Genomic DNA, 25,378 nt, shown 5'->3' on the forward strand with positions numbered 1-25,378 from the left:
TGTGAGGTGCCCGAAAACGACCTTCAGGTTCCGCGCCGCCGGATCGAACTCGATCCCGGACTGATCGCGCGCCCGGCGTGGTCGCCGTTCGTCGAACTCGGCCTCGCCAGCTGCTTTTCCTTTTTAAGCGGCGCTTCGGACCCGGTCGATCTGGTGATCACCGCGCATGCCCTGGGCTACGACAGTATCGCCATCGCCGACGTCAATTCGATGGCCGGCGTGGTGCGCATCCATACCGAGGCGAAGAAGCTGCACCTGCGCCCGCTGATCGGATGCCGGATCGAAACGGTCGAGGGTCTGGCCTTCCTCGCCTATCCCGTCGACCGCGCGGCCTATGGCCGATTGTGCCAGCTGATCTCCGCCGGACGGATGAGCACGCTTGATGGCGAGTGGCAGGACAAGGGGGCGTGCCACATCTCGCTCGCCATGCTGGCCGCGCATGCCGAAGGGGTGCAGCTGATCCTGCTGCCGCCGCGTGACCTGGGTCAGCAACTGACCATCGCGGTGCCCAGCAACGTCGTCGCGTTTCCCGGCCAGACCCGCGCGGAAGGCGAACAGATGGCGCTGACCGGCGCTTTCACCGACCTCCTGCCACATCTCCCCCGGCAACTGCCCACCCTGCGCCATCTGGCGGCGAGTTACCTTTATGGAGAGGACGACATCGCGCGGATCAACCGGCTCGATGTGCTGGCCCGGGATCACGGCCTTGCGCTGCTGGCGACGAACGATGTCCTCTATCACCTGCCGGAGCGGCGCCCGCTGCAGGATGTGATGACCGCCATCCGGCACAAGACCACTGTCACCGATGCCGGCCTGCTGCTCAATTCAAACGCCGAGCGGCACCTGAAATCGCCGCGTGAGATGATCGCGCTGTTCGCCCGCTGGCCCCATGCGATCGAAGCGACGCGCGAGGTTGCGAACAAATGCCGGTTCAGCCTCGACCAGCTGCGATACGAATACCCTGAGCGCGCGTATCCGGACGGCCTGACTCCGCAGGCGTACCTCCGCCGCTTGACCTGGCAAGGGGCCAGGCGGCGCTATCCGGTCCGAATGCCCCCGAGGGTCAAGAAGACGCTGAAACGTGAACTGCGGCTGATCGGACAGCTGCAGCTGGCGCCCTACTTCCTGACGATCAAGGAAATTGTCGACTTCGCGCACGGGGAGGGCATCCTGTGCCAGGGGCGCGGGTCGGCGGCCAATTCGGCGGTCTGTTATTGCCTTGGGATCACTGCGGTGGACCCGGCCAAGCACCAGCTTCTGTTCGAACGCTTCATCACCAAGGAGCGCCGGGAGCCGCCCGACATCGACGTCGATTTCGAGCATGAGCGGCGGGAAGAAGTGATCCAGTGGATTTATCAGACGTATGGCCGGCAGCACGCGGGACTGTGCGCAACGGTCATCCACTATCGTCCGCGCATGGCGATCCGGGAAGTCGGCAAGGCGATGGGCCTGTCCGAAGATGTCACCTCGGCGCTCGCGCGTACGGTGTGGGGGGGGCATGGCCGCGAAATCAACGAAGAGCATGTCCGCAATGAAACCGGGCTCGACCTGAGCGATCCGCAGCTCACCCGCGTGCTCAAGCTCACCGAGCAGATGATCGGCATGCCGCGGCACCTCAGCCAGCACGTCGGCGGTTTCATCCTTACCGACAAGCTGCTCACCCAGACGGTGCCGATCGGGAACGGCGCGATGCCGGATCGCACGTTCATCGAATGGGACAAGGACGACATCGACGATCTGGGCATTTTCAAGATCGACGTGCTGGCATTGGGCATGCTGACCTGCATCCGCAAAACCCTGAAGATGCTGCAGGACCATCATGGTCAGGATTACGATCTGGCGACGATCCCGCAGGAGGAGCCGGCAGTCTACGACATGCTGTGCACCGGCGATTCGCTGGGCGTGTTCCAGGTTGAGAGCCGCGCGCAGATGAACATGCTCCCGCGCCTGCAGCCGCGCGAATTCTATGATCTGGTGGTGCAGGTGGCCATCGTCCGGCCCGGGCCCATCCAGGGTGACATGGTGCACCCGTACCTGAAGGCGCGGCGCGAGTACCGGGCAGGGCGGCGGGATTTCAACCTGCCATCGCCGGCGCCTGAATGCGGGCCGCCGGATGAGCTGTCGTCGATCCTCAAGCGCACTTTCGGGGTGCCGATCTTCCAGGAACAGGCGATGAAGATCGCGCTCGACGCGGCCAAGTTCTCGCCGGCAGAGGCCGACCGGCTGCGCAAGGCGATGGCCACGTTCCGCAGCCGCGGGATGGTGCACGAGCACCAGGACATGATGGTCGGGAACATGATCGCGCGCGGCTATGATCCCGAGTTCGCCCATCGCTGCTTCAACCAGATCAAAGGCTTTGGCGAATACGGTTTTCCCGAAAGCCATGCAGCCAGTTTCGCGCACCTGGTGTATGTCTCCAGCTGGCTTAAGTGCCACTACCCCGCCGCGTTCGCTGCCGCGCTGCTCAATTCGCAGCCGATGGGGTTCTACGCACCGTCGCAAATCGTGCGCGATGCGGAGGAGCACGGGGTCGCGGTGCTGCCGATCGATGTGAATCATTCGGACTGGGATTGCACGCTGGAGCCGGTTGACGAACCCAGGCACTCCCGGCCGCGCTTTCGCGCCGGGCAGGATCGGTGGCGGCACGACCGGGGCTGGGCGGTGCGGCTGGGCTTGCGGCAGATCGATGGGCTGCCGGAGTCCGTGGCTGCCAGGCTGGTTGCCGCACGGCAGGCGAACGGACGCTTTGGGGACGTGCGCGAAGTCCGCGATCGGGGCCGGGTTCCGCCCGCGCATGTCGAACGGCTCGCCGCAGCCGATTGCTTCGGCTCTATCGAGCTGCCGCGCCGCCAGGCGCTATGGCAGGCGCGCACGCTGGTGGGGGCGGAAGACCTGCCTCTGTTCGCCGCCATGCGCGAGCGCGAGGAAGGGGCTGAACGCAAGGACATCCTCCTACCCGAAATGGCGCTCGCCGAAGAAGTTGTGGCCGATTACCAGACTCACCGACTGAGCCTGAAGGCGCACCCCTTGAGCTTCCTGCGCCCTTCGCTGACCGAGCGCGGTTTCCACCGGGCGGACGACCTGCGGGGGCGCAAGTTCCGCTCGATGGTGCAGGTCGCGGGCGTGGTGCTGATCCGCCAGCGCCCCGGTAGTGCCAAGGGGGTGTGCTTCATCACGCTGGAGGACGAAAGCGGAGTGATCAACCTCGTCATCTGGCCCGACATGATGGAAAAGTACCGCAAGGTCATCATGGGCGCGCGCCTGATGGAAGTGCGCGGCCGGGTCGAATACGATGAGGAGGTGATCCACGTCATCGCGCATCATCTGACCGACGCCACGCAGGATCTTCACCGCCTGTCGGATGACCTGATGCCCGTGACGATCGCGCGCGCCGATCACTGCAACAATCCGCTGCCCAGCCGGTGGGGACCCGGCGGGGTCCTGGTCGATGACGAGGGGCAGGAACAGTCGCCGGGCAAGGGTGTGCCATGGCAGCCGCCCGGGCCGGGCAATCGCGATTGCGGTTATCATGGACCGAGCGCCGGCGGCCATCCGCGCGACGTGCGGATCGTGCCCAGGCTGCTGCCGCTCCCACCCAGCCGCGACTTTCACTAACCGTGCCGCTATGGGCCGCTCCGCCAGTTTGCGGGACCAGGCGCTGACGAACCTGTATAGTCGCTGCGAACATCCGGAGTAGCCGATGCTGACGCGCATCCTGATCGCAGTGTTGACCTTGACCAGCGCGACCGTTGCGACGGCATACGACCCGATCGTGCTGAAGCGCGGATGGTACCGGGTCGACCGCACCAGCGACGGCGCATGTCTGGGAGAAGTCGGCACCAACGGCCAATTCTACGTCCTAACCGTTGCCGGGCTAAATCCCGGCGAAGAGGCGCGGCTAGTGATCACCAACGGTGACATGAAGCCCATCGATCGGGTGGTCCGTGCCGATGGTGCCGGTCGGTGGCAGGAGTACTACATCCCCTTCCGCTCCAACAACGGTGAAGGCGCGGTGGTATCCGCCGACATCACCAGCGAAAGCTGCGCGCTGCCCCTCAAATTCACTTGGCAGCGTAAACGCGCCTGACCCCTTCCGATGCCAGCGTTTGCTAAGCGCCGGCGCAACGGGGAACGGTCGAGCATCCCTGCGGCTTCATAGTCCATGCGCCTGTTCTCGCCCGGCCGCTTCGATCGCTGGGCCTTTCCCTTGCTTATCTTCGCTGCGCTGCTCCTGAGCGGACAGGGTTGGCTGATGGCGCATCCCGAGTACAACCCGTGGGCTCCGCTCGACCTGCGCGACCCGCCGGGCTGGGCGACGGAGCGCAAACTGTCAGCATTGCGCGACGATGCCGCAGACTGTCGCGCCGTCCTTGCACGCAGCGGCGTCGCGTTCACCGCGCTGCCGCCTGCCGGAGAGGCCACCTGCGCCCGTCCCGACCGGACAGTCCTGACGGACTTTCCGCTCAGCCCCCGCCAGCCGCCCACCACCTGCGCTGTGGCCGCTGCGCTCGAATTGTGGCTGCGCACCGGAGTGCAGCCCGCGGCGCGGGAACTGCTCGGCACCGATGTGGAGCGGATCGAACACTACGGCGCCTTCTCCTGCCGACGGGTCTACGGCCGGGGCGAGGGCGCATGGAGCGAACATTCCACCGGCAACGCGATCGACATCGCGGCGTTCGTTCTGGCGGACGGTCGCCGGATCACGGTCGCAGGTGATTGGGCAGGGGCGGAGCCTTCGGCGGAGTTTCTTCACCGGGTGCGGGACGCCGGCTGCCAGGTGTTCGGGACTGTTCTCAGCCCCGATTACAATGCCGCACACCGGGACCACCTGCACCTTGACCAGCAAGCGCGCGGTTTGGGCGGAGTATGCCGTTAGACGCTGCCGCAGCAGCGGCGTCAGCCTTCGAGGGAATAGCCTGCGCTACGTACGGTGCGCACCGGATCGTCAGCGCCATCGACCGCAATAGCCTGCCGCAAGCGGCGGATGTGGACATCGACCGTGCGCAGCTCGATTTCGCTCTCGCTGCCCCAAACGCCGTCGAGCAGCTGATTGCGGCTGAACACCCGGCGCGGGCTTTCCATCAGAAAGCGAAGCAGACGGTATTCAGTCGGCCCGAGCCGAACCGGCTGTCCGCGGCGCGTCACCCGGTGAGCCACCGGGTCGAGAGTCAGATCGCCCACCGTCAGCGCCTCGCCAGCCAGTGCCGGACGGATGCGCCGCAGCACCGCTGCAACCCGCGCAAGCAACTCGCGCGGGGAGAACGGCTTGGTCAGATAGTCGTCCGCCCCTGTCTCCAGGCCGCGGATTTTGTCGTCCTCGCCTTCGCGCGCGGTCAGCATCACGATCGGCACGTGCGCAGTCGCCTTGTCGCGCCGCAGCCGGCGGCACACTTCGATCCCGCTGGTGCCCTCGATCATCCAATCAAGAATGATCAGATCGGGGACGTCTTCCGCCGCCATCAGCAGCGCCTCGTCGCCATCCGCCGTCAATCGCACCGAATAGCCTTCGTTGGCGAAGCGATATTCGAGAAGCTCGGCGAGCGCCGGGTCGTCCTCGACCAGCAGCAGCTTGGCCGCGGCCATGGCTAGTTGTCCATATCGGCGGGGTAAGCGCCGGTCGCGGCAAAGTGGACCATTTCGGCCACGTTGGTGGCATGGTCGCCGATGCGCTCAATGTTGCGGGCGACGAACAGCAACTGAGCCGCCGAACTGATCGTAGCGGGGTTTTCGACCATGTGGCTGACAAGGTTGCGGAAGATCGATTCGTAGAAGTTATCCACCTTCTCGTCCGCCGCGATCACCTCGCGCGCAAGCGCGGCATCGCGGGCGGCGTAGGCGGTGAGCGCGTCGTGGACCATTTCGGCAGCGATGTCCGCCATCGCGGGTACCAGCGTGAGGGGGCCGAAGCGCTTGCGGCTTTCGATCTGGCGGCTCGCCTTGGCGATGGCCTTGGAATAATCGCCGATCCGTTCGACCACGCCAGCGATCTTCAACGCGGCAATCACTTCGCGCAGGTCGTCGGCCATGGGGGCCCGCAAGGCGATGATCCGCACCGCGAGCTTGTCGACCTCCGCTTCGATCGCGTCGATCTTCTTGTCATCGGCAACGATCTGGTCGGCCAGGGCGTCGTCGCCTTTGACCAGCGCGTCCATCGCGCGATTGAGCGCCACTTCGGCCATTCCGCCCATTTCGGCGATCAGGCCACGCAAGCGGGTGATGTCCTCGTCGAACGCCTTGACGGTATGTTCCATGATCGTTGAGTCCCTTAGCCGTACCGGCCGGTGATGTAGTCTTTCGTCCGCTCCTCGAGCGGATTGGTGAAGATGTCCGATGTGCGCCCGTATTCCACCATCTTGCCCAAGTGAAAGAATGCCGTCCGCTGGCTGACGCGCGCAGCCTGCTGCATTGAGTGCGTCACGATTACGATCGCATAGCGGCCGCGCAGTTCGTGGATCAGTTCCTCGATCCGCGCGGTCGCGATGGGATCGAGCGCGCTGCACGGTTCGTCCATCAGGATGACCTCGGGATCGACCGCAATCGCACGGGCAATGCACAGCCGCTGCTGTTGTCCTCCGGAGAGGGCCGTCCCGCTGTCGGTCAGCCGGTCTTTCACCTCGTTCCACAGGCCGGCGCGGGCGAGCGAACGCTCGACGATCCCGTCGAGTTCAGCCTTTCCTTCAGCAAGACCGTGAATCCGCGGACCGTAAGCAACGTTTTCGTAGATGCTCTTGGGGAATGGGTTCGGTTTCTGGAACACCATGCCCACGCGCGCGCGAAGCTGGACCACGTCCATTTTCGACCGGTAAATATCCTGGCCATCCAGTTCGATCGAGCCCTCCACCCGCGCGGATGCAATGGTGTCATTCATCCGGTTGAGTGTGCGCAGAAAAGTCGATTTGCCGCAGCCGGAAGGGCCGATGAATGCGGTCACGTACTGCGAGGGAATGTCGATCGACACGTCGTCGATTGCCTGCTTGTCACCGTAAAACACCGACACGTCGCGCGCGCGCATCTTGGAGTCAGTGTTCTCGAGGTTGGGATGGACGACGGTCACCATGTTTTTTCGAACCTGTTTCGCAAATAGATCGCCAGCCCGTTCATGACGAGAAGGAACACGAGAAGCACGATAATGGCCGCACTGGTCCGCTCCACGAAACCGCGGTCGATTTCATCCGACCAGAGGAAAATCTGGACCGGCAGCACAGTGGCGGGTGCGGTCAGGCTGTCGGGCGGCGTGGCGACAAACGCGCGCATGCCGATCATCAGCAGCGGCGCTGTTTCGCCCAGAGCACGGGCCATGCCGATGATCGTGCCAGTCAGCATCCCGGGAAGGGCCAGGGGCAAGACGTGGTGGAACACTACCTGCACCGGAGAAGCGCCGATCGCCAGCGCACCGTCGCGGATGCTTGGGGGGACGGCCTTGATGGCGTTGCGACCGGAAATGACGATCACCGGCATGGTCATCAGGGCTAGCGTCATGCCGCCGATCAGCGGCGCGGAGCGCATGTTCGGGAACAGCCAGAGGAATACCGCCAGTCCCAGAAGCCCAAAAATGATCGACGGCACTGCGGCAAGGTTGTTGATCGAGACTTCGATTAGATCGGTCCACCGGTTCTTCGGCGCGTATTCCTCGAGGTAGAGCGCCGCCAACACGCCGATCGGAAACGCCAGCAACAGCGTTACCAGCATCGTCAGCATCGACCCCTTCAACGCTCCCCAGATCCCTACTGCCTGCGGATCGGTCGCGTCCGAACGGGTCAGAAAACCCGGATCGAACCGCTCGGCCAGCTTGCCTTCGCTGGAAAGCGTCTGCGCCAGTCCGTGCAGTTCGGGCTTACCTTCGCCGGCAAGTGCGGCTGCCAGGTTGGAACTGGCGGGCAGGTCGAAGGTCGCCTTACGCTGCAGCAATCCCGGGTCGGCGATGATCGCGCTGCCTACCTCACGCCAAGCTTCAGCCGACAGCTCTTCGGCACCCGGCTCACCCAGTTCGGTGGCGGCAGAGAACTGCACAAGTTCGGGGAGACCTTGCGCCTGCAAACGCTGCAGCGCATCGGGCTGCGCGAGCGTTGCCGCATCGACCGACACGCTGCCCTGCGTGAAGTCGATGGGAACGCGCAGCTCCGCCCGCTGGAACCCGCCGGCACCGTTGAGCAACATCGTGCCGAGCAGGAACAGCAGCACAGCCACCGAAAAGAGAACGGCGGTCAGGCCCAGCGCCTTGAAGCGTTGCTCCGAACGATAACGCTGCTTGATCCGGGCCTCGAACGCGGCGGTGCGGGTGGGCAGGGTGTCAGTCATATGCCTCCCGGAAACGCTTCACGACCCGGAGCGCGATGAAGTTGAGGGCCAGGGTGACCATGAACAGCACGAATCCGAGCGCGAACGCGCTGAGGGTCGCCGGATGATCGAAGCTGCCTTCGCCAGTGAGCATGGCGACGATTTGCACGGTCACCGTGGTCATCGCCTCCAACGGGTTTGCGGTCAGGTTGGCGGCAGTCGATGCCGCCATGACCACGATCATCGTTTCGCCGATCGCGCGGCTCACCGCCAGCATGACGCCCGCCACGATCCCGGGGAGCGCCGCTGGAAGCAGAACCCGACGGATCGTTTCGGATTTCGTGGCGCCCATCGCCAGGCTGCCATCGCGCATGGCTTGCGGCACGGCGGCGATGCTGTCGTCCGCCATCGAGGATACGAACGGAATGATCATCACGCCCATCACCAACCCTGCGGCAAGCGCGCTTTCCGAACTCGCGTTCGCGACCCCCAGCGCCTGCGCCGCATCGCGGATCAACGGTGCGATGCTGAGCGCCGCGAAATAGCCGTAGACCACCGTGGGCACGCCCGCGAGGATCTCCAGCGCCGGCTTGAGCGTCCGCCGCCACGACGGGTGCGCGTATTGCGTCAGGTAGATCGCGCTCATCAGGCCGAGAGGGATGGCGACGATCATGGCGATGATCGCGCCGATGAAAATCGTCCCCCAAAACAGCGGCACCGCGCCATAGCGGCTGCCGTCCACAGCGGCGGGATCGGACATGGGATCCGGCGACCAGTGTGTGCCGAACAGGAAATCGATCGGCGAGACCATACCGAAAAAGCGCACCGTCTCGAACACCAGGCTCACCAGAATGCCCAGGGTCGTCAGGATCGCCACCAGCGATGCCAGCAGCAGGATCAGCATCACGATCCGCTCTACCCGCGTACGGGCGGCGAAATCGGGTTTGAGGCGCAGGAACGCGAAAGCTCCGCCGGCCAGGCCGATGGCAATCGTCGCGAGAATGCCGATGAGGTTATAACGGGCCAGCGCTTCGCGGTACGGTTCGACCAGCGTGGCCGCTTCGGGCAATGAGACCGTCGCGGTCGCTCCGCGGGCCACGGAATATGCTTGGGCCAGCAGTGCGTTGCGCTGAAAATCGAACTGCGGCAAATTGGCGGCCGCAGGGTGCGCCAGGACTGCCCGGTCGATCAGGCCGGGCGCTATTGCACTCCACAGTGCGATGAAGGCGATCACCGGCAGCACGATCGACAGCGCGGCGTACCATCCGTGATAGCTGGGCAGAGCAGCCAGCCGCGTATGCCCCCGGCGCCGGAACCCCCAGGCCCGGGCGCGCGCCGTCAGCCATCCGGCCAAGCCCAGGCCAAGCATCAGCAGGAGGAGAAGCGAAGACGACATGGGTTGGGAAAGATGTCCGTCGGATCTGTTGGGTTGGGCGGATGCTACAGTTGTGTGACAGTATCGTGACTAGCGGAGTTATCGCCCCGCGCAATCGGCAGGCGAATGGTGACGGTGGTGCCGGCGCCGTGCTCGCTGGCGATGTCCAGACGTCCGCGATGCCGTTCGACGATGTGCTTGACGAGGGCCAGGCCTAGCCCGGTTCCGCCCGACGCCCGGCTGCGACCCGGGTCGACGCGGTAGAATCGCCGCGTGAGATGCGGCAGATGGTCGGGGGCGATGCCGTCGCCCTGGTCCGCGACCGTTAACTCGGCAGCTTCCCCCTCGCTGGTCAACGAGATGCGCACGCGGCCGTCATCGGCGCCGTACTTGAGTGCATTGTCGACCACATTGCGCACCGCTTGCTCAAGTTGGGGGACGTCGCCCTGGATCGTTGCATCTTCCAGCGCGAAATCGATTCGATCCGCCCGTGCGGGGCCCGCAGCATCGCGAGCGGCCAGCAGGACAAGCGGTGCCAGATCAATATGCTCGGACGGCAGGTCATGCTCGCCCGCCTCGACACGTGACAGCGACAGCAGATCGTCAACTAGTTGCTGCAACCGCTTCGCCTCGCGCAAAATCGTCTGGTGAAACCGTGCGCGTAGCGATTCGTCGCCAGGCTCGTCGATCAGCGTCTCCACGTATCCTATAATGGAGGCGAGCGGGGTGCGCAGTTCGTGACTGGCGTTGGCGACGAAGTCCGTGTGCGCGCGACCAACGTTCGCGCCCGCAGACTGATCCGTCAGATCGATCACCGCGTAATCGCCGTTGAACGGCTTGCGGCTGACCAGCCACACGTCGCGTCGCCGCGCGAGATTGTAGACTGTCGCCGATGCCGGTTCATCGTGCTCGGCTAGAGCGATTGCCTCTGGATGACGCAGCGCGATGCGTACGTCCTGGCCCAGGATATGCGGACCCAGCACGTCCCGCGCCGCACGATTGGCAATCGTCACCCGGTCGCGCCTGGTCAGGAGGAGCGGGGTACCCGAATGCTCGATCAGCTCGGCCATGGTGTCGCGGGTCAGGCCAGCTTCGCCAGACGCTGTCTCCATGGATGGCGGTTCGTCGAACTTGAGCCACAGCGATCCGATCCAGATCAGCAGAATGGCGAGCGCAAACCACGGCTTCTCGCCCATGATCGCCAGAGCGGCGCATGCCAGAATGGCCAGCGCGATACCGGTCCAGGGCTTGGCTGCAGGCTGCTCCATCACCGGGCGCCGTAGCGCGCACGCACCGGCCGCGCCAGCAGTGCTTGGATCATGGAGAGATCGGTGGGGCTGAAAGCCGGTCGCGACGAGGTTGCGAGTACCACCGCCGGGTCGCCGGATGCGCGAATCTGCTTACGGTGAGTTGGGGAGTAGCCGAGTGCTGGTGGGAGAAATGGTGACCCCTACGGGAATCGAACCCGTGTTTCAGCCGTGAGAGGGCCGCGTCCTAACCGCTAGACGAAGGGGCCAAACCCAAGGTCCGGCGCGCTCCCGATGGTGACCCCTACGGGAATCGAACCCGTGTTTCAGCCGTGAAAGGGCCGCGTCCTAACCGCTAGACGAAGGGGCCACGCCGGGAAGCGTGGCGGGCGCATTAGGGGGGAGGTGATGCGCGGTCAACCCTCGCACTGATGCTGAAGTTGATCCCCGCCAAAAGAGCGCTTGCAGCGTTCAGGAAAGGCGGCTGGATTCCGCTGCCAAGCTTCGGCGAGGGGCGCTCCACGCGCCGCCGCTAGTCTGCCCAGGCGGCGTCCTCGAGATGAAGTTCCGCTTGCAGCCGGTCGCCCCAGTCATCAATCTTGGGCCGCCCGGCGAGCCACAGGCTTCGCCCGCGCGAGCCGTGGAGCAGCGCTTGGCCTAGCGGGCTTTCGGCCGCCCGGAAGGCGATCGCCTTGAAACTGCGACCGTCATTTCCGCTTGCGACCAGCCGGACATGATCGTTGCCGACGAGATCCGCGCGGACGAGCCGCACTGGTCCCACCGCGATGCGAGGGCTTGGCCAGCCCATACCGAACGGACCGGCGCCATCGAGGGCGTCCACCAGTTCCGGCGTGAGGCCGCCGGGTGCCAGCGCCAGGTCGAGCGGCATCGTGCCGCTTTCCATCGCCCGCGCGACGGCGCCTCCCAGCCGGTCGTCAAGCCAATCGGCCAGAGGGCCGAGCTTTTCAGCATCGACCGTCAGGCCCGCAGCCATCGCGTGTCCGCCCCCGGCGACGAGCAGCCCCGATTCGCGCGCGGCAATGATGGCGGCGCCCAGGTCGATGCCGCCGATCGAACGGCCGGAGCCTTTGCCGCTGTCTTCGTCGAGCGCGATGACCACCACGGGCTTGCCGGTCTTTTCCTTGATCCGCCCGGCGACAATGCCAATCACGCCCGGGTGCCACCCCCGGCCAGCGAGCACGTGAACTGACCGGTTGTGCTGGCCTTCCAGCATGGCTTCCGCCGCGGACTGGACCTCCGCCTCGATCGCCCGCCGTTCTTCGTTCAATGCGGACAGTTGCTGGGCGATCTCCGCCGCCTCGTCCGGATTCTCGGTGGTGAGCAGGCGCACGCCCAGCGTCGCCTCGCCCACTCGCCCGCCGGCATTGATCCGCGGGCCAAGCGCAAAGCCGAGATCGCTGCAGACAGGCGCGCGTTTCAGCCGGCTGGCGTCGATCAATGCCGCCATGCCGACGTTGGCGCGGCGGCTCATCACCTTGAGGCCCTGGGCCACGAACGCCCGGTTGAGCCCGCGTATCTGGGCGACATCTGCCACCGTGCCGAGCGCGACCAGGTCGAGCAGGCCGATGAGATCGGGCTCTGGCCGGTCCGCAAAGAAGTCGCGTGCGCGCAAGGTTCGAACGACCGCGACCGCGAGCAGGAACGCCACGCCCACTGCGGCGAGGTGTCCATGCTCGGCGCCAAGTTCGCTTTCGTCGAGCCGGTTCGGGTTGACCAGGGCAACCGCGCGGGGGAGTTCGGCCGAGCACTTGTGGTGATCGACCACGATGACGTCGACCCCGGCGGCGTGTGCCTGGGCCAGCGCGTCGTGCGCCATCGCGCCGCAATCGACGGTGACGACGAGGCTCGCCCCTTCTTCTCCCAGTCGCACGAGCGCTTCGCCGCTGGGTCCGTAACCCTCGAGCAGACGGTCCGGGATATAATAGCGGGCAGGGCGGCCCAGCATGCGCAGCAGGCGGATCAGCAGTGCGGCACTGGTGGCGCCGTCGACGTCGTAGTCGCCGTAAACGGCCACCGTCTCCTCGGTCAGCACGGCCTGGGCGATCCGCTCGGCCGCAGTGTCCATGTCGCGGAAGTGGGAAGGGTCTGGCAAGAAGGCCCGCAGCGTGGGGGTGCGATGCCGGTCGAGATCGTCCCGCGCTACTCCGCGCGAGAGCAGCAGCTGGGTGATCAGATCGTCGAGCGAGCCGTTGCCGTCGCTCAGGTCCATATTGCCGCCGCGCCAGCGCCACGCCTTGCCTGAGAGCGAACGCTCGATACCGAAGACGGAACTGACGGTGGAAGCCATGACGCCGCTTGTAAGCCACTGGCGAACCTACCGCAAATGGGCGATGGTCTGAGGTGTGGACCGAACCCTGCTGATCGTCTGGCACAGCCGCACCGGGGCGGCCCGGGCCATGGCCGTGGCGGCTGCACACGGCGCGGGCGAAACAGCCCGCCTGCTCAGCGCACAAGAGGTTCAACCTGCCGACTTGCTGGACGCTGGTGGCTATCTGTTCGTGTGCCCGGAAAACCTCGCGAGCATGAGTGGGCTGATGAAGGAGATGTTCGACCGCTGCTATTACCCGGTGCTAGGCCGGATCGAAGGCCGGGCGTATGCCACGGCCATCGCGGCGGGATCGGACGGGGCGGGGGCCCAGCGGCAGATCGACCGCATCGCCACCGGCTGGCGGTTGAAGCGAGTGGCCGATCCCCTGATCGTCAATCTGGCGGCGCAGACCCCGGAAGCAATTCTGGCGCCGAAAACGGTGCTACCGGCAGAACTCGACCGGTGCCGCGAGCTGGGGGCGGCGTTGGTCGAAGGACTGGCGCTGGGGGTGTTCTAGCTCACACCACCTTGGCGGCAAGTTCCTGACGGGCGGCGCGGTATTCCGTCTCCAGCCGGTCGACCCGGTCGGCCACGCTTTCGACCGCCTGGACCATGCCGATACCCTGGCCCGAGCCCCAGATGTCCTTCCACGCCTTCGCCTCGGTGTTGCCGCCCGAGCCGAAGTTCATCGCGGACGGATCGCTCACCGGCAAATTATCGGGGTCCATCCCGTTCGCCTCGATCGAGGAGCGCAGGTAATTGCCGTGCACCCCGGTGAACAGGTTGGAATAGACGATCCCGTCCGCCTTCGCTTCCACGATGGCGTCCTTGTAGCGCTGGTCGGCATTGGCCTCCGTCGTCGCGATCCAGGGTGAGCCGATGTAGGCGAAGTCCGCCCCCATCGCCTGCGCCGCCAGCACCGAGCGGCCATGCGCGATCGAGCCGGACAGCGCGACCAGCCCATCGAACCAGGTGCGGATTTCCTGCAGCATGGCGAACGGCGAAAGCGTCCCGGCATGGCCGCCCGCACCGGCGGCGACGGGGATCAGGCCGGTCGCCCCCTTCTCGATCGCCTTGCGGGCGAAACGATCGTTGATCACGTCGTGGAGCGTGATTCCGCCCCAGCTCGATACCGCGGCGAACACATCCTCCCGCGCGCCCAGCGAGGTGATCACCATCGGCACCTGCCACTTCGCGCAGACGTCCATGTCCTCATCGAGCCGGTTGTTCGATTTGTGGACGATCTGGTTGACCGCATAGGGTGCCGCGGGACGATCGGGGTTGTCGCGGTTGTGCGCGGCCAGTTCCTCCGTGATCCGGTGCAGCCATTCGTCGAGAACGCCAGATGGGCGCGCGTTCAGCGCGGGGAAGCTGCCGACGATCCCCGCCTTGCACTGGGCGATGACCAGTTCCGGCCCCGACACGATGAACAGCGGCGAGCCGATGACCGGCAGGCGCAGGCGATCGAACGGGGCGGGAAGGGGCATGGACAAATCTCCGGTGGAATGGATCAGCCGCGGTCGGGGCCGAGCACCAGCTCGTCGTACGCGGCATTGTAATCGAGCGGGATTCCCGCGCTGCGAATGCGGTCCAGGGTGACGAACTCGTCTGCGGCGGCGGACTGGCGCAGCTGGGCGAACAGTGCCGGTTCGATCTGCGCGGCGAACAGGTCGAGCACCTGCCCGATGTGCACCGACACCTGTTGCCCGCTGACCTGGAACTGCACCGCGCCCAGCATCTTGTCGCCCGAACGGACGGCCAGGCGCTGCTCAGGAGCGGATGCGTCGATCTGCGCGATATACGCGGCGCGAATGCTGTCCGACACTTGTGAGACGAAGGCGGGGCTGTCGTTCGTCCCGCTTGCGGCGATCGCGGCTAGGGAAGGGGCGGCGTCAGGCAGCGCGGCGATGGCCGGCTCTGCTTCGCGGATGGCGACCTGGGTCGCTGGAACCAGCGCGATGCCCGGTTCCGCCGAGCCCGGCGCAGGCTGGGAAATGAGCGCAGGCATGACTTCGCGCTCGCTGGGATCGACCGGCGCGACCGGCATCGTTGCTAGGATGCCGAGTGCCGGCTCTGGATCCGCCGGGACGACCAGCTGGACAGGGGTTGTGCGCCGCTGCGGTGGCGAAGCGATCGTTACGGAGGCGGACGCCGCCGGGCGCGGTGCGGGCACGACAGGTTTCGTGGTTGGAGCCGCCACCGCAAGTGCTCGCGATGAATCGACCTGGAGTTTGGGCCCAGTCGCCGGGCGAGACGCCGGCGGGTTCAGCGCCATGTCGATGCGCGCAAGCGGCGGACCCGGATACACCTCGGCGGGCCGGTCCCGGTCACCGCCACAGCCGGTTGCAAGGCTCAACGAGATCAGCGCAGCCGAACTCACAATCAGCCGATGGGTGCCATGCCTGTCGCTGTGTGGCCGCGCCATGTTCAAGCCACCTCCCCCGGGGCCGCATTCCGGGCCGTTAATGGCGCAAGCGTCCGGTCAGCACAAGCGCGGCGAGGCAGGGCGTGTCAGGCTTGGACGAGCAGCCGCTCCAGCCCGTATACCTGCGCCGCCGTGCCGGCAAACAGCGCGCGCTTGTCCGCATCCGACGCCCCGGCGGCCAGGCGCTTGAAGGCGTTCCACAGCACCGGGTAGCTCGCGCCCCAGCGGTCCACCGGGTAATTGCTTTCGAACATCGCGCGGCCCGGGCCGAAAGCCTCGATACAGGTGTCGATGTAGGGCTTCCACAAGCCAGCCAGTTCCTCCGAACCGCGACCCGCGGCGGGGCCCTGATCCGGCAGCTGGCAGAACGCCATCGCCAGCCCGCCCAGCTTGATCGTCACATTCTCGCACTCGGCGATCGCCTGGATCGCGCTGCGCCAGCGGCTGAAGTTCGCCTCCAGCTGGCCGCGATAACTCGCGATCCCCAGCGGCGTGCCGCAGTGATCGAGCACGATCGGCTGATCGGGAAAAGCGCGCGCGAGCTCGAGCACATCACCCAATTGCGGTTCGAGCACCCAGGCATCGAACGTCAGGCCGCGCTTGCCGAGTTCGGCGAACCCCTCGCGGAACGTAGCGTCGCGATAGAGGCCTTCCGGTGCGTGGAACGGCGGGCCGAGCACCTCGGGATCGGCGTCCCACGCGGCGGCATGGCGAATCCCGACAAAGCGCGGAGAAGCGGCCTGCAGCGCATCGAGCACCTCGCCCGCCCGGGCCCCCAAAGTCAGGTCCGCATGGCCCACGATGGCAGCGCAGGGGCGGTAATCGCCATAGAGACCACTGGCCCCTTGCGCGGCTACGCCGTTGACGAATTCCACCTCGCCGACAACCTTCAGGTCATCGCCCCGGCTGTTGTCGTAGAACGCGCCGCATTCCATGAACACGGTCGCGATCACGTTGTGGCCGCAGCGCGCATCGGCCTGCAGCTGGTCGAACGTGTACTGTGCCGCGCCCGCCAGCGTTTCCAGGAAGTCGTGCCGCGGTTCGGGAAACGCGCCCAGGACCGGCCGCAAGTCCCACAGATGGTGATGCGGATCGATGATGGGCAGATCGGGTTCGAGAATGTCTTCGCTCATCGTGCCGCTCCTCTCGTCCGCCAGTGCCGGTAATCCCTAGCGCTTCTTCTTGTTCTTGCGCGCGGCGTATTTCGCGTCGCGCTTGGCCTTGCGCTCTTCTTCCGTCAGCTGCTTGGCGGCTTCCGCCTCCGCTTTCAGGCGCTCCTGCTCGGCAATGGCCTCGGCCTCGAGCCGCTCCTGCTCGGCCTTGGCAGCGGCATCGGCCTGGATCTTGGCTTCCTTGGCGGCGCGCCGCTTCTCGAACTCGGCGGCCTCCTTCGCTTCGCGTTCGGCGCGGCGGCGGGCCTGCTCTTCGGGATCGACCGGCGGCTTGGGCTTGATCTTCCCTACCGCCTTCGCGCGCGCATTCTGCGATGCCGCGCGCCGGTCGTTGAAATCGGGAAGCTTGAAGCCGGCCATCTAATCGAATCCTGTACGTGCTGAGTTATATCCACCGCGCGCTATAGAGCGCTCCCGCCAGCGCGCCACCCCATGCGGCGCATCACGGCGCGACCGCGGCGTTGGCGGCGCTGAGGACGGACCGCACGCTCGCGGTCGCGACGTCTTCGTCGATCCCGACACCCCACACGATAACGCCGTCGCCCGTGCGGCACTGGAGAAAAGCCGCCGCGCGTGCATCGGCCCCCGCGCCCAGCGCGTGTTCGGTGTAATCCAGCACCTCAAGCTCCACCCCGAAGCTGTCGCGCAAGGTGCCGACGACCGAGGAAATCAGCCCGTTGCCCCGTCCGCTGACCGATTGCGCGCGGCCCTCGACCGCGATGGTGCCGGCGAAGATGCGGGTGCCGTCGGCGCCGCGCGTTTCCTCGTAATCCAGCAGCTGGAAGCGTCCGCCTTCGTTGTCGACGTGATAGGTTTCGCGGAACGCCAGCCAGATATCGCCTGCGTTGAGTTCGCGGCCCAGCTCGTCGGCCATGCGCTGCACCGCCTTCGAAAAGTCGGCCTGCATCGACTTGGGCAGTTTCAGCCCCTGGTCCTGTTCCAGCACCCAGGCGAACCCGCCCTTGCCGGATTGCGAGTTGACCCGGATCACCGCCTCATAACTGCGGCCCAGATCCGCCGGGTCGATCGGCAGGTACGGGACCCGCCAGCGCTCGTCGTTCTGGCCCGCGAGCGACTCGAACCCCTTCTTGATCGCGTCCTGGTGGCTGCCGGAAAAGGCGGTGAAGACCAGTTCGCCGCCGTAGGGGTGACGCTGATGGACCGGGATCTGGTTGCAGTACTCCACCGTCTCGATCACCCGGTCGATGTCGGAGAAGTCGAGTCCCGGATCGATCCCTTGCGTGTACATGTTGAGCGCGACTGTCACCAGGCAGCAATTGCCAGTCCGCTCGCCATTGCCGAACAGGCAGCCTTCGACCCGGTCGGCGCCGGCCATCAGGCCCAGCTCGGCGGCGGCCACCCCGGTGCCGCGATCGTTGTGCGTGTGCAGCGAGATGACCGCGCTGTCGCGACCCGGCAGGTTGCGGCAGAAATATTCGATCTGGTCGGCGTAGATGTTGGGGGTCGCCGCCTCTACCGTTGCCGGCAGGTTCAGGATGATGGGGCGGTCGGGGGTGGGGCGCAGCACCTCCATCACCGCCTCGCACACCTCGATGCTGAAATCGAGTTCGGCGGTCGAGAACGTTTCCGGGCTGTATTCGAAATGCCAGTCGGTGCCGGGCCGGGCGGCCGCTTCGTCGCGCAGGACCTTGGCCCCGGCGACGGCGATCGCCTTCACCTCGGCGCGGCTCATGCGGAAGACGATGTCGCGCCACGCGGGGCTGACCGCGTTGTAGAGATGGACGATCGCCGCGCGCGCGCCGTCGAGGCTGGCGAAGCTGGTGCGGATCAGGTCCTCGCGGCTTTGGGTGAGCACCTGGACCGTCACGTCATCCGGAATGCGGCCCGAGCGAACGAGGCCCTGGATGAAATCGAGCTCGGTCGCCCCGGCGCTCGGGAAGCCGACTTCGATCTCCTTGACCCCGATCTCCACCAGCAGGTCGAAAAAGCGGTTCTTCTTCACCGCGTCCATCGGATCGACGATCGCCTGGTTGCCGTCGCGCAGATCGGTGCTGAGCCAGCGCGGCGGGGCGGTGATCGTGCGGCTGGGCCAGTGCCGATCGGGCAGCGGGACCTGGGGGAAAGCGGCGTACTTGGCGCCGGGCTGTCGGAGCATGGGCATGGTAAAACTCGTGACGGTGTCTGCTGGGATGCGGGCGGGCTCCCTTGGGCGCGTAGCGCGCCGTCAGGCAGCGCGCGGCGTCACGCCCAAGGGCGCGTAAGTCGTAGCAGGCACAGAGTTTCGCGGGTCACCCCCACAACATGCGGCAAACCGCGTGGCTCGGCAAATGTTACATTTGCAACGACCGCCTAGCCGCAACTGGCGGAGCGGATCACGTCGGTGCCCTTGTCCATCCGCACGTTGAGCCGCTCTGCACGATAATCCTGCGTGACGATGCTGTCGGGATAGAGCCAGCGGATCATCTTGGCGCCCGTAGCAGCGGCGATCTCGGCGCGCACCGCAGGAGTAGCTTGCTTCCCGAACCAGGGCTGCACCTTGTCACCATTGCAGGCGTTCGCCGCCGGCGCCGGCATGGGCTGCGGCTCGCTGGCGCCCGCCTTCTTCTCGAACGCCGCGGACAGGTCGAGTTCCACCTCGTCCGAAATCAGCGGAATGCCGTTGGTGATGCCGAAGTCGGAGCGCTTGATCAGCGCGCGGCCGGAGAAGCCCACCGTCTCCGTTCCCCGCATCGCGCCCGCCCCGGTGAATTGCGCCTGGATCGCGACCGGCCTGGTGATGCCGTTGAGGGTCAGGTTGCCAAGGATGTATGCGCCCATGCCATCCGCGCCGGGGGCGACACTGGTGGAAACAAACCGCGCCGGCGCCTGTCCGGGACCGAAGAAGTCGGGCTTGCCGCCATCCTTGCCGGGCCGCAGCAGGTGTTCCTGCAGACCCTTGCTGGCGACCACCGGGTTGATCGGGATGGAGACGTCCACCCGCGCCGCCGACAGGTTGGCGGGATCGATCGTCAGCGTGCCGGTGACATCGCCGAACAGCCCGAAGTAATCGCTGAAGCCCAGGTGATCGACCCGCCAGCCGACGAGGGTGTGGGCCGGGTCGGCCTGGTACGTGCCGCCGGAAACGCGCGCAGCATCACGCGCGCCGGGCTTTTCCGTCGGCATCTGCGCGGTGGCGGCGACGGCCAGGGTGGCGGCGGCGAGCAAGGCGGCGGGCAGCAGTCTGGGCATGGCAAATTTCTCCCGAAGGTTTGCGCCAGAGTGCCGCTTCGCCGCCCCGCTGTCCAGTTGAGGGCGCTAGTTGACCGCCTTGTCGACCAGCTTGTTCTTGCCGATCCACGGCATCATCGCGCGCAGCTTGGCGCCGACCTGCTCGATCGGGTGCGCCGCGGCGGCCTTGCGCGCCGCCTTCAGTTCAGGCTGACCCGCGCGGTTGTCGAGCACGAAGTTCTTAACGAACCGGCCCTGCTGGATGTCGGCGAGCACGCGCTTCATCTCCGCCTTGGTCTCTGCGGTGATGATCCGTGGGCCGGTGGTGATGTCGCCGTATTCGGCGGTGTTGCTGATCGAATAGCGCATGTTGGCGATCCCGCCTTCGTACAGCAGGTCGACGATCAGCTTGGTTTCGTGGAGGCATTCGAAGTACGCCATCTCGGGCGCGTAGCCAGCTTCCACCAGCGTTTCGAACCCGGCCTGGATCAGGTGAGTGATGCCGCCGCACAGCACCGCCTGCTCACCGAACAGATCGGTTTCGCACTCTTCCTTGAAGTTGGTCTCGATGACGCCGGAGCGTCCGCCGCCAACGCCGCTGGCGTAAGCGAGCGCGATGTCATGGGCATTGCCGGTCGCGTCCTGATCCACCGCGATCAGGCACGGCACCCCGCCGCCGCGCTGGTATTCGCTGCGGACGGTGTGGCCGGGACCCTTGGGCGCGATCATGATCACATCGATATCGGCGGGCGCCTCGATCAGGCCGAAATGGATGTTGAGGCCGTGCGCGAAGGCGATCGCGCTGCCGGGCTTCATGTTGCCCTTGAGGTCGTTCTCCCAGATCGCCGCCTGGTGTTCGTCCGGGGCGAGGATCATGACGATGTCCGCCCACCGGGCCGCCTCCTGGTTGGACATGACCTGGAAGCCGGCACCCTTGGCCTTGTCCGCGGTGGCCGAACCTTCGCGCAGCGCGATGGCGACATCCTTCACCCCGCTGTCGCGCAGGTTCTGCGCGTGCGCGTGGCCCTGGCTTCCGTACCCGACGATGGCGATCTTCTTGCCGGTGATCAGGTTCAGGTCGGCGTCGGCGTCGTAATAGACTTTCACGTGTGTTTTCCCGCTGTTGGGTGGTGGTCTTCAGGCGCCCTCGGCGCCGCGCATCATGCCAACGATCCCGGTACGGCCGACTTCGACCAGCCCCAGTTCGCGCATCAGGTGGACGAAGCTGTCGATCTTTTCCGGTGCTCCGGTGATCTCGAAGATGAAACTTTGGGTGGTGGTATCGACCGGCTTGGCGCGGAAGATGTCGGCCAGCCGCAGCGCCTCCACCCGCTTTTCTCCGGTGCCGACGACCTTCACCAGGGCAAGCTCGCGCTCGACATGCGGGCCTTCCTCGGTGAGGTCGACGACCTTGTGCACCGGGATCAGCCGTTCCAGCTGCGCGCGGATCTGGTCGATCACGCGCGGCGGCCCGTTGGTGACAATGGTGATCCGGCTGACCGCGTGGTTTTCCGAAATGTCGGCCACGGTCAGGCTGTCGATGTTGTACCCGCGCGCGGTGAACAGCCCGGCGATCTTGGCCAGGATGCCCGCTTCGTTATCGACGGTGACGGCGAGCACGTGCCGCTCGGCTTCGGCGTGAGCGATGCGCATCAGACGAGCGCCTTCGCTTCGTCGTCCAGCGTGCCTTCCACGCGGTCGCCGTAGAGCAGCATGTCGGTATGCGCCGCGCCGCTGGGGATCATCGGCAGGCAGTTCGCCTCCTGCGCGACGCGGCAATCGACCATCACCGGGCCGGGGTGGTCGATCATCGCCTGGATGCCGGCGTCGAGATCGGCCTGGTCCTCGATCCGTATGCCTTTCCAGCCGTATGCCTCCGCCAATTTCACAAAGTCTGGCAAGGAGTCGCTGTAACTGTTTGAATACCGGCTTTCATAGGTCAGTTCCTGCCACTGCCGGACCATCCCCATGTACTGGTTGTTCAGGATGAACACCTTGACTGGCAAGCGGTACTGGCTGGCGGTGGCGAGCTCCTGAATGTTCATCTGGATGCTCGCCTCGCCCGCGACGTCGATCACCAGCGCGTCCGGATTGCCGAGCTGCGCCCCGATGGCTGCGGGCAGGCCATAGCCCATCGTGCCCAGGCCGCCGCTGGTGAGCCACTTGTTGGGCGCTTCGAACCCCAGATACTGCGCGGCCCACATCTGGTGCTGGCCGACCTCGGTCGAGATGATCGGCGCGCGGTCATGGGTCAGCGCGTTGAGCCGCTCGACCGCGTGCTGCGGCATGATCTCGGAGCGGGAGGGCGGGTAGGCCAGGCTTTCGCGTGCGCGCCAGCCGGCGATGCGCGCCTTCCATTCGCCGAGATCCTGCCCACGCTGGTCTCCCCACGCGGCGAGCATTTGCTCCAGGACCGCCGCGCAATCACCGATCAGCGGCAGGTCGACATCGACGGTCTTGTTGATGCTCGCCCGGTCGATATCGAGGTGGATCTTCCGCGAATCCGGGCTGAACGCATCGAGCCGCCCGGTCACCCGGTCATCGAACCGCGCGCCGATGCATACCATCACGTCACAGCGGTTCATCGCCATGTTGGCTTCGTACGTGCCGTGCATCCCCAGCATGCCGAGCCAGTCGGGATGATCCGCGGGAAAAGCGCCCAGGCCCATCAGGGTGCTGGTGACCGGCGCGCCGGTCAGGTCCTGCAACCGGCGCAGCAGTTCGCTCGCGCGCGGGCCGGAATTAATCACTCCGCCGCCGGTGTAGAACACGGGACGTTCCGCGTTCGCGAGCATCTCCACCGCCTCGAGCACCGCTTCGATCGGGGCGGTCGAGGGCGGGTCGAAGCGAGTGGAAGGCATGGAGGGGTTGCCCGCCGCGGTCCACGGGGCGGCGGCGACCTGCACGTCCTTGGGGATGTCGATCAGCACCGGACCGGGCCGTCCGGTGGTGGCGATGCGGAACGCCTCGGCAATGGTGGCCTGCAGCGCGGCTGGGTCCTTCACCAGGTAGTTGTGCTTGGTGCAGTGGCGGGTGATGCCGATGGTATCGGCTTCCTGGAACGCGTCGGTGCCAATCAGCGGGGTCGCGACCTGGCCGGTGATGATGACGAGAGGGATCGAATCCATGAACGCGTCGGCGATGCCGGTGACCGCGTTGGTCGCCCCGGGGCCGCTGGTGACGAGCACCACGCCCGGCTTGCCGGTAGAGCGCGCATACCCCTCGGCGGCATGCGCAGCGCCGGCTTCGTGCCGGACCAGGATGTGGCGGATGGAGCTGTGGGCGAACAGTTCGTCATAGATCGGCAGCACGGCGCCGCCGGGATAGCCGAACACGAATTCGACCCCCTGTTCGACAAGACTATCGATCAAGATTCTGGCGCCGCTGCGCTCGTCCACCGTCTGGCTCCTTCTTCCGCCGGCGGGGTAGCCGGGGCCCGAGACAAAAGCGACCCGACGCGTGGGGCGCGCGCCGGGCCTTTTCTCTATGCGAGACAAGCTGGGCTTAACGACATAATCTTAGGTGTCAAGCCAGATCAGCGCAATAATGATGCAAACGAGACCTCCTCGTCGAAAGGTTCTTCTTCGATGCGCGGCCAGTGCGGCGGGGGCTGGGCGCGTAGCCAGGTGAACTGGCGGCGGACGTACTGCCATGTCGCCCGCTGCCCGCGAAGTTCCGCTTCCTCGCGTGACCACACCCCGCCAAGCCAGCCGGCGATCTCCGGCACCCCGATGGCGCGCATCACCGGCAATTCGGGTGACAGACCCCGGTCGAGCAAGGTGCGCACTTCCTCGACCGCGCCTTCATCGAGCATGCGGGTAAACCGCGCCTCGGTGCGCTCGCGCAAGGTGGACAGCGGGGGGCGAAGGATGACCGGATGCAGCGTCACTTCGTTATCGATCCCGCTGCCGTTGGCCTGCTGCCAGTACGCCAGCGGCAGTCCGGTGGAGCGGACGACCTCCAGAGCGCGGGCGATCCGCAACTTGTCGTTCCGGTGGAGGATGGCCGCGCGCTGCGGGTCCTCCAGGGTGAGCGCGGCATAGGCATCGGCGGGATCAAGTGCGCGCACCGCATCGCGTACGGCCGGATCGATGGCGGGCACCTTGGCAATACCGTCGATCAGCGTGCGCAGGTACAGTCCCGTGCCGCCGACCAGGATCGGGACCGCTCCGGCGGCATGGGTTCGCGCGATCTCCTGCCGCGCCGCCTCTGCCCAGTCTGCCGCCGAGCAGGCCTGCGCGCCGTCCCAGGTGCCGAACAGGCGGTGCTCGACCCCGCGCATCTCCTGTTCGCTGGGGCGGGCAGAGAGCACGCGCAGGTCGGCATAGACCTGTGCGCTGTCGGCATTGATCACGATGCCCGTGCGGCCACGCGCCTTCAGCGCCAGCGCCAGCCTGACCGCCAGATCGCTCTTGCCGCTGGCGGTGGGCCCTGCGATGAGCGCCACCGCTGGCTTTTCCGGAGATGTCCTGGTGCTCATCGCGCGGCTGATAGCAGACCCGGCCGTGCTCGAAAGAGGCGGGCTGGAGGCGCGGCTGGACGCCGCCAGCGCTGCGCTGGAGGCGCAAGGGCTGCGGATCGCGGCAGCCGCGATGCTCGATTTCTGCGGCGACACGTTGCAGATCGCGCTGCCGGACGGCGACCCGGCGGTGCTCCGGAGGGTGCTGGACGAACATTTCTCCCCCGCCGACCTGCTGGTCTCCACCCGCGAGATCGAGGTGCCGCGCCTGTTCGTGTCGGACATGGATTCCACGGCCATCGAGCAGGAATGCATCGACGAACTGGCCGACTTCGCCGGTTTGAAAGAGCAAGTTTCGGCCATCACCGAGCGGGCGATGGAGGGTGAGCTCGATTTCGTGAGCGCGCTGACAGAGCGGGTGAAGCTGCTGGCAGGCCTTGGCGAGGATACGGTCGCCACTTGCCTTGCGGAACGGATCCGGCCCACGGCAGGCGCGCGCACGTTGATCGCGACCCTCAAGGCGCGCGGGTGTCACACGGTGCTGGTGACCGGCGGCTTTCATCACTTTGCCGATCCGGTGGCGGAGCAGATCGGGTTCGATCACGTCGTCGCCAATCGCCTCGGCGTAGCGGGCGGCAAGCTGACCGGCGCGCTGGTCGGCGGCATCACCGACAGCGCGGTCAAGCGGCAGGTCCTGCTCGAAGAGGCAGAGCGGTTGGGCGACAATGTCGCGACGCTGGCCATCGGCGACGGGGCCAACGACGTGCCGATGTTGCAGGCGGCCAGCTGGGGGATCGCCTATCGCGCGAAGCCCAAGGCGCGCGACGCGGCGGATGGCTGGATCGACCGCGGCGACCTGACCGCCGTGCTCCACCTTCTCGGCATTCCCCGCGAGGACTGGGTCGCGGGGTGAAACCGCTTCCCAG

22 protein-coding genes and 2 tRNA genes are annotated in these 25,378 nt (G+C 66.2%); 5 read left to right on the plus strand and 19 right to left on the minus strand.

The genetic code is table 11. From position 1 onward, the window contains the following. The first annotated feature begins 6 nt into the window (after positions 1–6). The 3 genes from C0V74_RS01350 to C0V74_RS01360 all read left to right on the plus strand — a co-directional run bounded on the left by C0V74_RS01350 (position 7) and on the right by C0V74_RS01360 (position 4,876). On the plus strand, positions 7–3,615 hold the full coding sequence (locus C0V74_RS01350; protein WP_143250294.1) for an error-prone DNA polymerase: 3,609 nt from the start codon (positions 7–9) through the stop codon (positions 3,613–3,615). A gap of 85 nt (positions 3,616–3,700) precedes the next feature. Then, positions 3,701–4,087 carry a hypothetical protein gene (locus C0V74_RS01355; RefSeq protein ID WP_143250295.1) on the plus strand — a complete coding sequence of 129 codons (387 nt, stop codon included), beginning with the start codon at positions 3,701–3,703 and terminating at the stop codon, positions 4,085–4,087. Between the two features lie 75 nt (positions 4,088–4,162). Beyond that, the gene (locus C0V74_RS01360; protein ID WP_143250296.1) at positions 4,163–4,876 is read left to right on the plus strand and encodes an extensin family protein; all 714 of its coding nucleotides are present in this window, start codon (positions 4,163–4,165) and stop codon (positions 4,874–4,876) included. Positions 4,877–4,896: 20 nt separating this feature from the next. On the opposite strand, the gene phoB is transcribed toward C0V74_RS01360, so the two are convergent. The 9 genes from phoB to recJ all read right to left on the minus strand — a co-directional run bounded on the left by phoB (position 4,897) and on the right by recJ (position 13,207). Further along, the gene (gene phoB / locus C0V74_RS01365) at positions 4,897–5,583 is read right to left on the minus strand and encodes a phosphate regulon transcriptional regulator PhoB (protein WP_143250297.1); all 687 of its coding nucleotides are present in this window, start codon (positions 5,581–5,583) and stop codon (positions 4,897–4,899) included. Between the two features lie 2 nt (positions 5,584–5,585). Next, positions 5,586–6,251 carry a phosphate signaling complex protein PhoU gene (gene phoU, locus C0V74_RS01370; protein ID WP_131623301.1) on the minus strand — a complete coding sequence of 222 codons (666 nt, stop codon included), beginning with the start codon at positions 6,249–6,251 and terminating at the stop codon, positions 5,586–5,588. A gap of 14 nt (positions 6,252–6,265) precedes the next feature. After that, positions 6,266–7,057, minus strand: coding sequence for a phosphate ABC transporter ATP-binding protein PstB (gene pstB / locus C0V74_RS01375; RefSeq protein WP_143250298.1), 792 nt, complete (start codon positions 7,055–7,057; stop codon positions 6,266–6,268). Continuing rightward, the gene (gene pstA / locus C0V74_RS01380; RefSeq protein WP_143250299.1) at positions 7,051–8,298 is read right to left on the minus strand and encodes a phosphate ABC transporter permease PstA; all 1,248 of its coding nucleotides are present in this window, start codon (positions 8,296–8,298) and stop codon (positions 7,051–7,053) included. Before pstA ends, pstB begins: the two co-directional genes overlap by 7 nt. After that, positions 8,291–9,673 carry a phosphate ABC transporter permease subunit PstC gene (gene pstC / locus C0V74_RS01385; protein WP_143250300.1) on the minus strand — a complete coding sequence of 461 codons (1,383 nt, stop codon included), beginning with the start codon at positions 9,671–9,673 and terminating at the stop codon, positions 8,291–8,293. Before pstC ends, pstA begins: the two co-directional genes overlap by 8 nt. Positions 9,674–9,717: 44 nt before the next feature. Continuing rightward, a complete protein-coding gene (locus C0V74_RS01390; protein WP_143250301.1) occupies positions 9,718–10,920 on the minus strand; it encodes an ATP-binding protein in 1,203 nt (400 codons plus the stop codon). Positions 10,921–11,093: 173 nt separating this feature from the next. Next, positions 11,094–11,168 (minus strand) — tRNA-Glu (locus C0V74_RS01395). Between the two features lie 26 nt (positions 11,169–11,194). Then, positions 11,195–11,269, minus strand: a tRNA-Glu gene (locus C0V74_RS01400). Between the two features lie 162 nt (positions 11,270–11,431). Then, positions 11,432–13,207, minus strand: coding sequence for a single-stranded-DNA-specific exonuclease RecJ (recJ, locus tag C0V74_RS01405; protein ID WP_143250302.1), 1,776 nt, complete (start codon positions 13,205–13,207; stop codon positions 11,432–11,434). Positions 13,208–13,316: 109 nt separating this feature from the next. Here recJ and C0V74_RS01410 point away from each other — a divergent pair, with 109 nt between their 5' ends. After that, positions 13,317–13,745, plus strand: coding sequence for an NAD(P)H-dependent oxidoreductase (locus C0V74_RS01410; protein ID WP_143252115.1), 429 nt, complete (start codon positions 13,317–13,319; stop codon positions 13,743–13,745). A 1-nt stretch (position 13,746) separates the two neighbouring features. Here the strand turns inward: C0V74_RS01410 and C0V74_RS01415 are convergent, their stop codons facing one another. From C0V74_RS01415 to miaA, 10 genes are all read right to left on the minus strand, one after another. Continuing rightward, positions 13,747–14,715 (minus strand): nitronate monooxygenase family protein, encoded by a 969-nt coding sequence (locus tag C0V74_RS01415; protein WP_143250303.1) that lies wholly within the window; start codon positions 14,713–14,715, stop codon positions 13,747–13,749. Between the two features lie 23 nt (positions 14,716–14,738). Continuing rightward, positions 14,739–15,401, minus strand: a complete 663-nt coding sequence (locus C0V74_RS01420; RefSeq protein WP_143250304.1) for a hypothetical protein — start codon at positions 15,399–15,401, stop codon at positions 14,739–14,741. 338 nt (positions 15,402–15,739) lie between these two features. After that, on the minus strand, positions 15,740–16,786 hold the full coding sequence (locus C0V74_RS01425) for an amidohydrolase family protein (protein ID WP_143250305.1): 1,047 nt from the start codon (positions 16,784–16,786) through the stop codon (positions 15,740–15,742). 36 nt (positions 16,787–16,822) lie between these two features. Next, positions 16,823–17,185 carry a DUF6481 family protein gene (locus C0V74_RS01430; RefSeq protein ID WP_131623284.1) on the minus strand — a complete coding sequence of 121 codons (363 nt, stop codon included), beginning with the start codon at positions 17,183–17,185 and terminating at the stop codon, positions 16,823–16,825. Between the two features lie 82 nt (positions 17,186–17,267). Next, on the minus strand, positions 17,268–18,947 hold the full coding sequence (gene leuA / locus C0V74_RS01435; protein WP_143250306.1) for a 2-isopropylmalate synthase: 1,680 nt from the start codon (positions 18,945–18,947) through the stop codon (positions 17,268–17,270). Positions 18,948–19,135: 188 nt separating this feature from the next. Beyond that, positions 19,136–20,014: an I78 family peptidase inhibitor gene (locus C0V74_RS13300; RefSeq protein ID WP_143250307.1), complete on the minus strand. Its 879-nt coding sequence runs from the start codon at positions 20,012–20,014 to the stop codon at positions 19,136–19,138. Between the two features lie 66 nt (positions 20,015–20,080). After that, positions 20,081–21,100 (minus strand): ketol-acid reductoisomerase, encoded by a 1,020-nt coding sequence (gene ilvC, locus C0V74_RS01445; RefSeq protein ID WP_143250309.1) that lies wholly within the window; start codon positions 21,098–21,100, stop codon positions 20,081–20,083. Between the two features lie 30 nt (positions 21,101–21,130). After that, entirely contained in the window at positions 21,131–21,646 is a 516-nt protein-coding gene (gene ilvN, locus C0V74_RS01450) for an acetolactate synthase small subunit (RefSeq protein WP_143250310.1), read from the minus strand. Beyond that, a complete protein-coding gene (gene ilvB, locus C0V74_RS01455; protein ID WP_143250311.1) occupies positions 21,646–23,391 on the minus strand; it encodes a biosynthetic-type acetolactate synthase large subunit in 1,746 nt (581 codons plus the stop codon). The genes ilvN and ilvB overlap by 1 nt, the downstream gene beginning before the upstream one ends. Before the next feature lie 137 nt (positions 23,392–23,528). Then, a complete protein-coding gene (gene miaA / locus C0V74_RS01460) occupies positions 23,529–24,473 on the minus strand; it encodes a tRNA (adenosine(37)-N6)-dimethylallyltransferase MiaA (protein ID WP_143250312.1) in 945 nt (314 codons plus the stop codon). Between miaA and serB the strand changes: the two genes are divergently transcribed. Beyond that, on the plus strand, positions 24,430–25,365 hold the full coding sequence (serB, locus tag C0V74_RS01465; protein WP_143250314.1) for a phosphoserine phosphatase SerB: 936 nt from the start codon (positions 24,430–24,432) through the stop codon (positions 25,363–25,365). The two genes, miaA and serB, sit on opposite strands and share 44 nt — an antisense overlap. Positions 25,366–25,378 lie beyond the last annotated feature (13 nt).

It is taken from the genome of Altererythrobacter sp. TH136 (assembly GCF_007065885.1).
Classification (GTDB): Bacteria; Pseudomonadota; Alphaproteobacteria; order Sphingomonadales; family Sphingomonadaceae; genus Tsuneonella.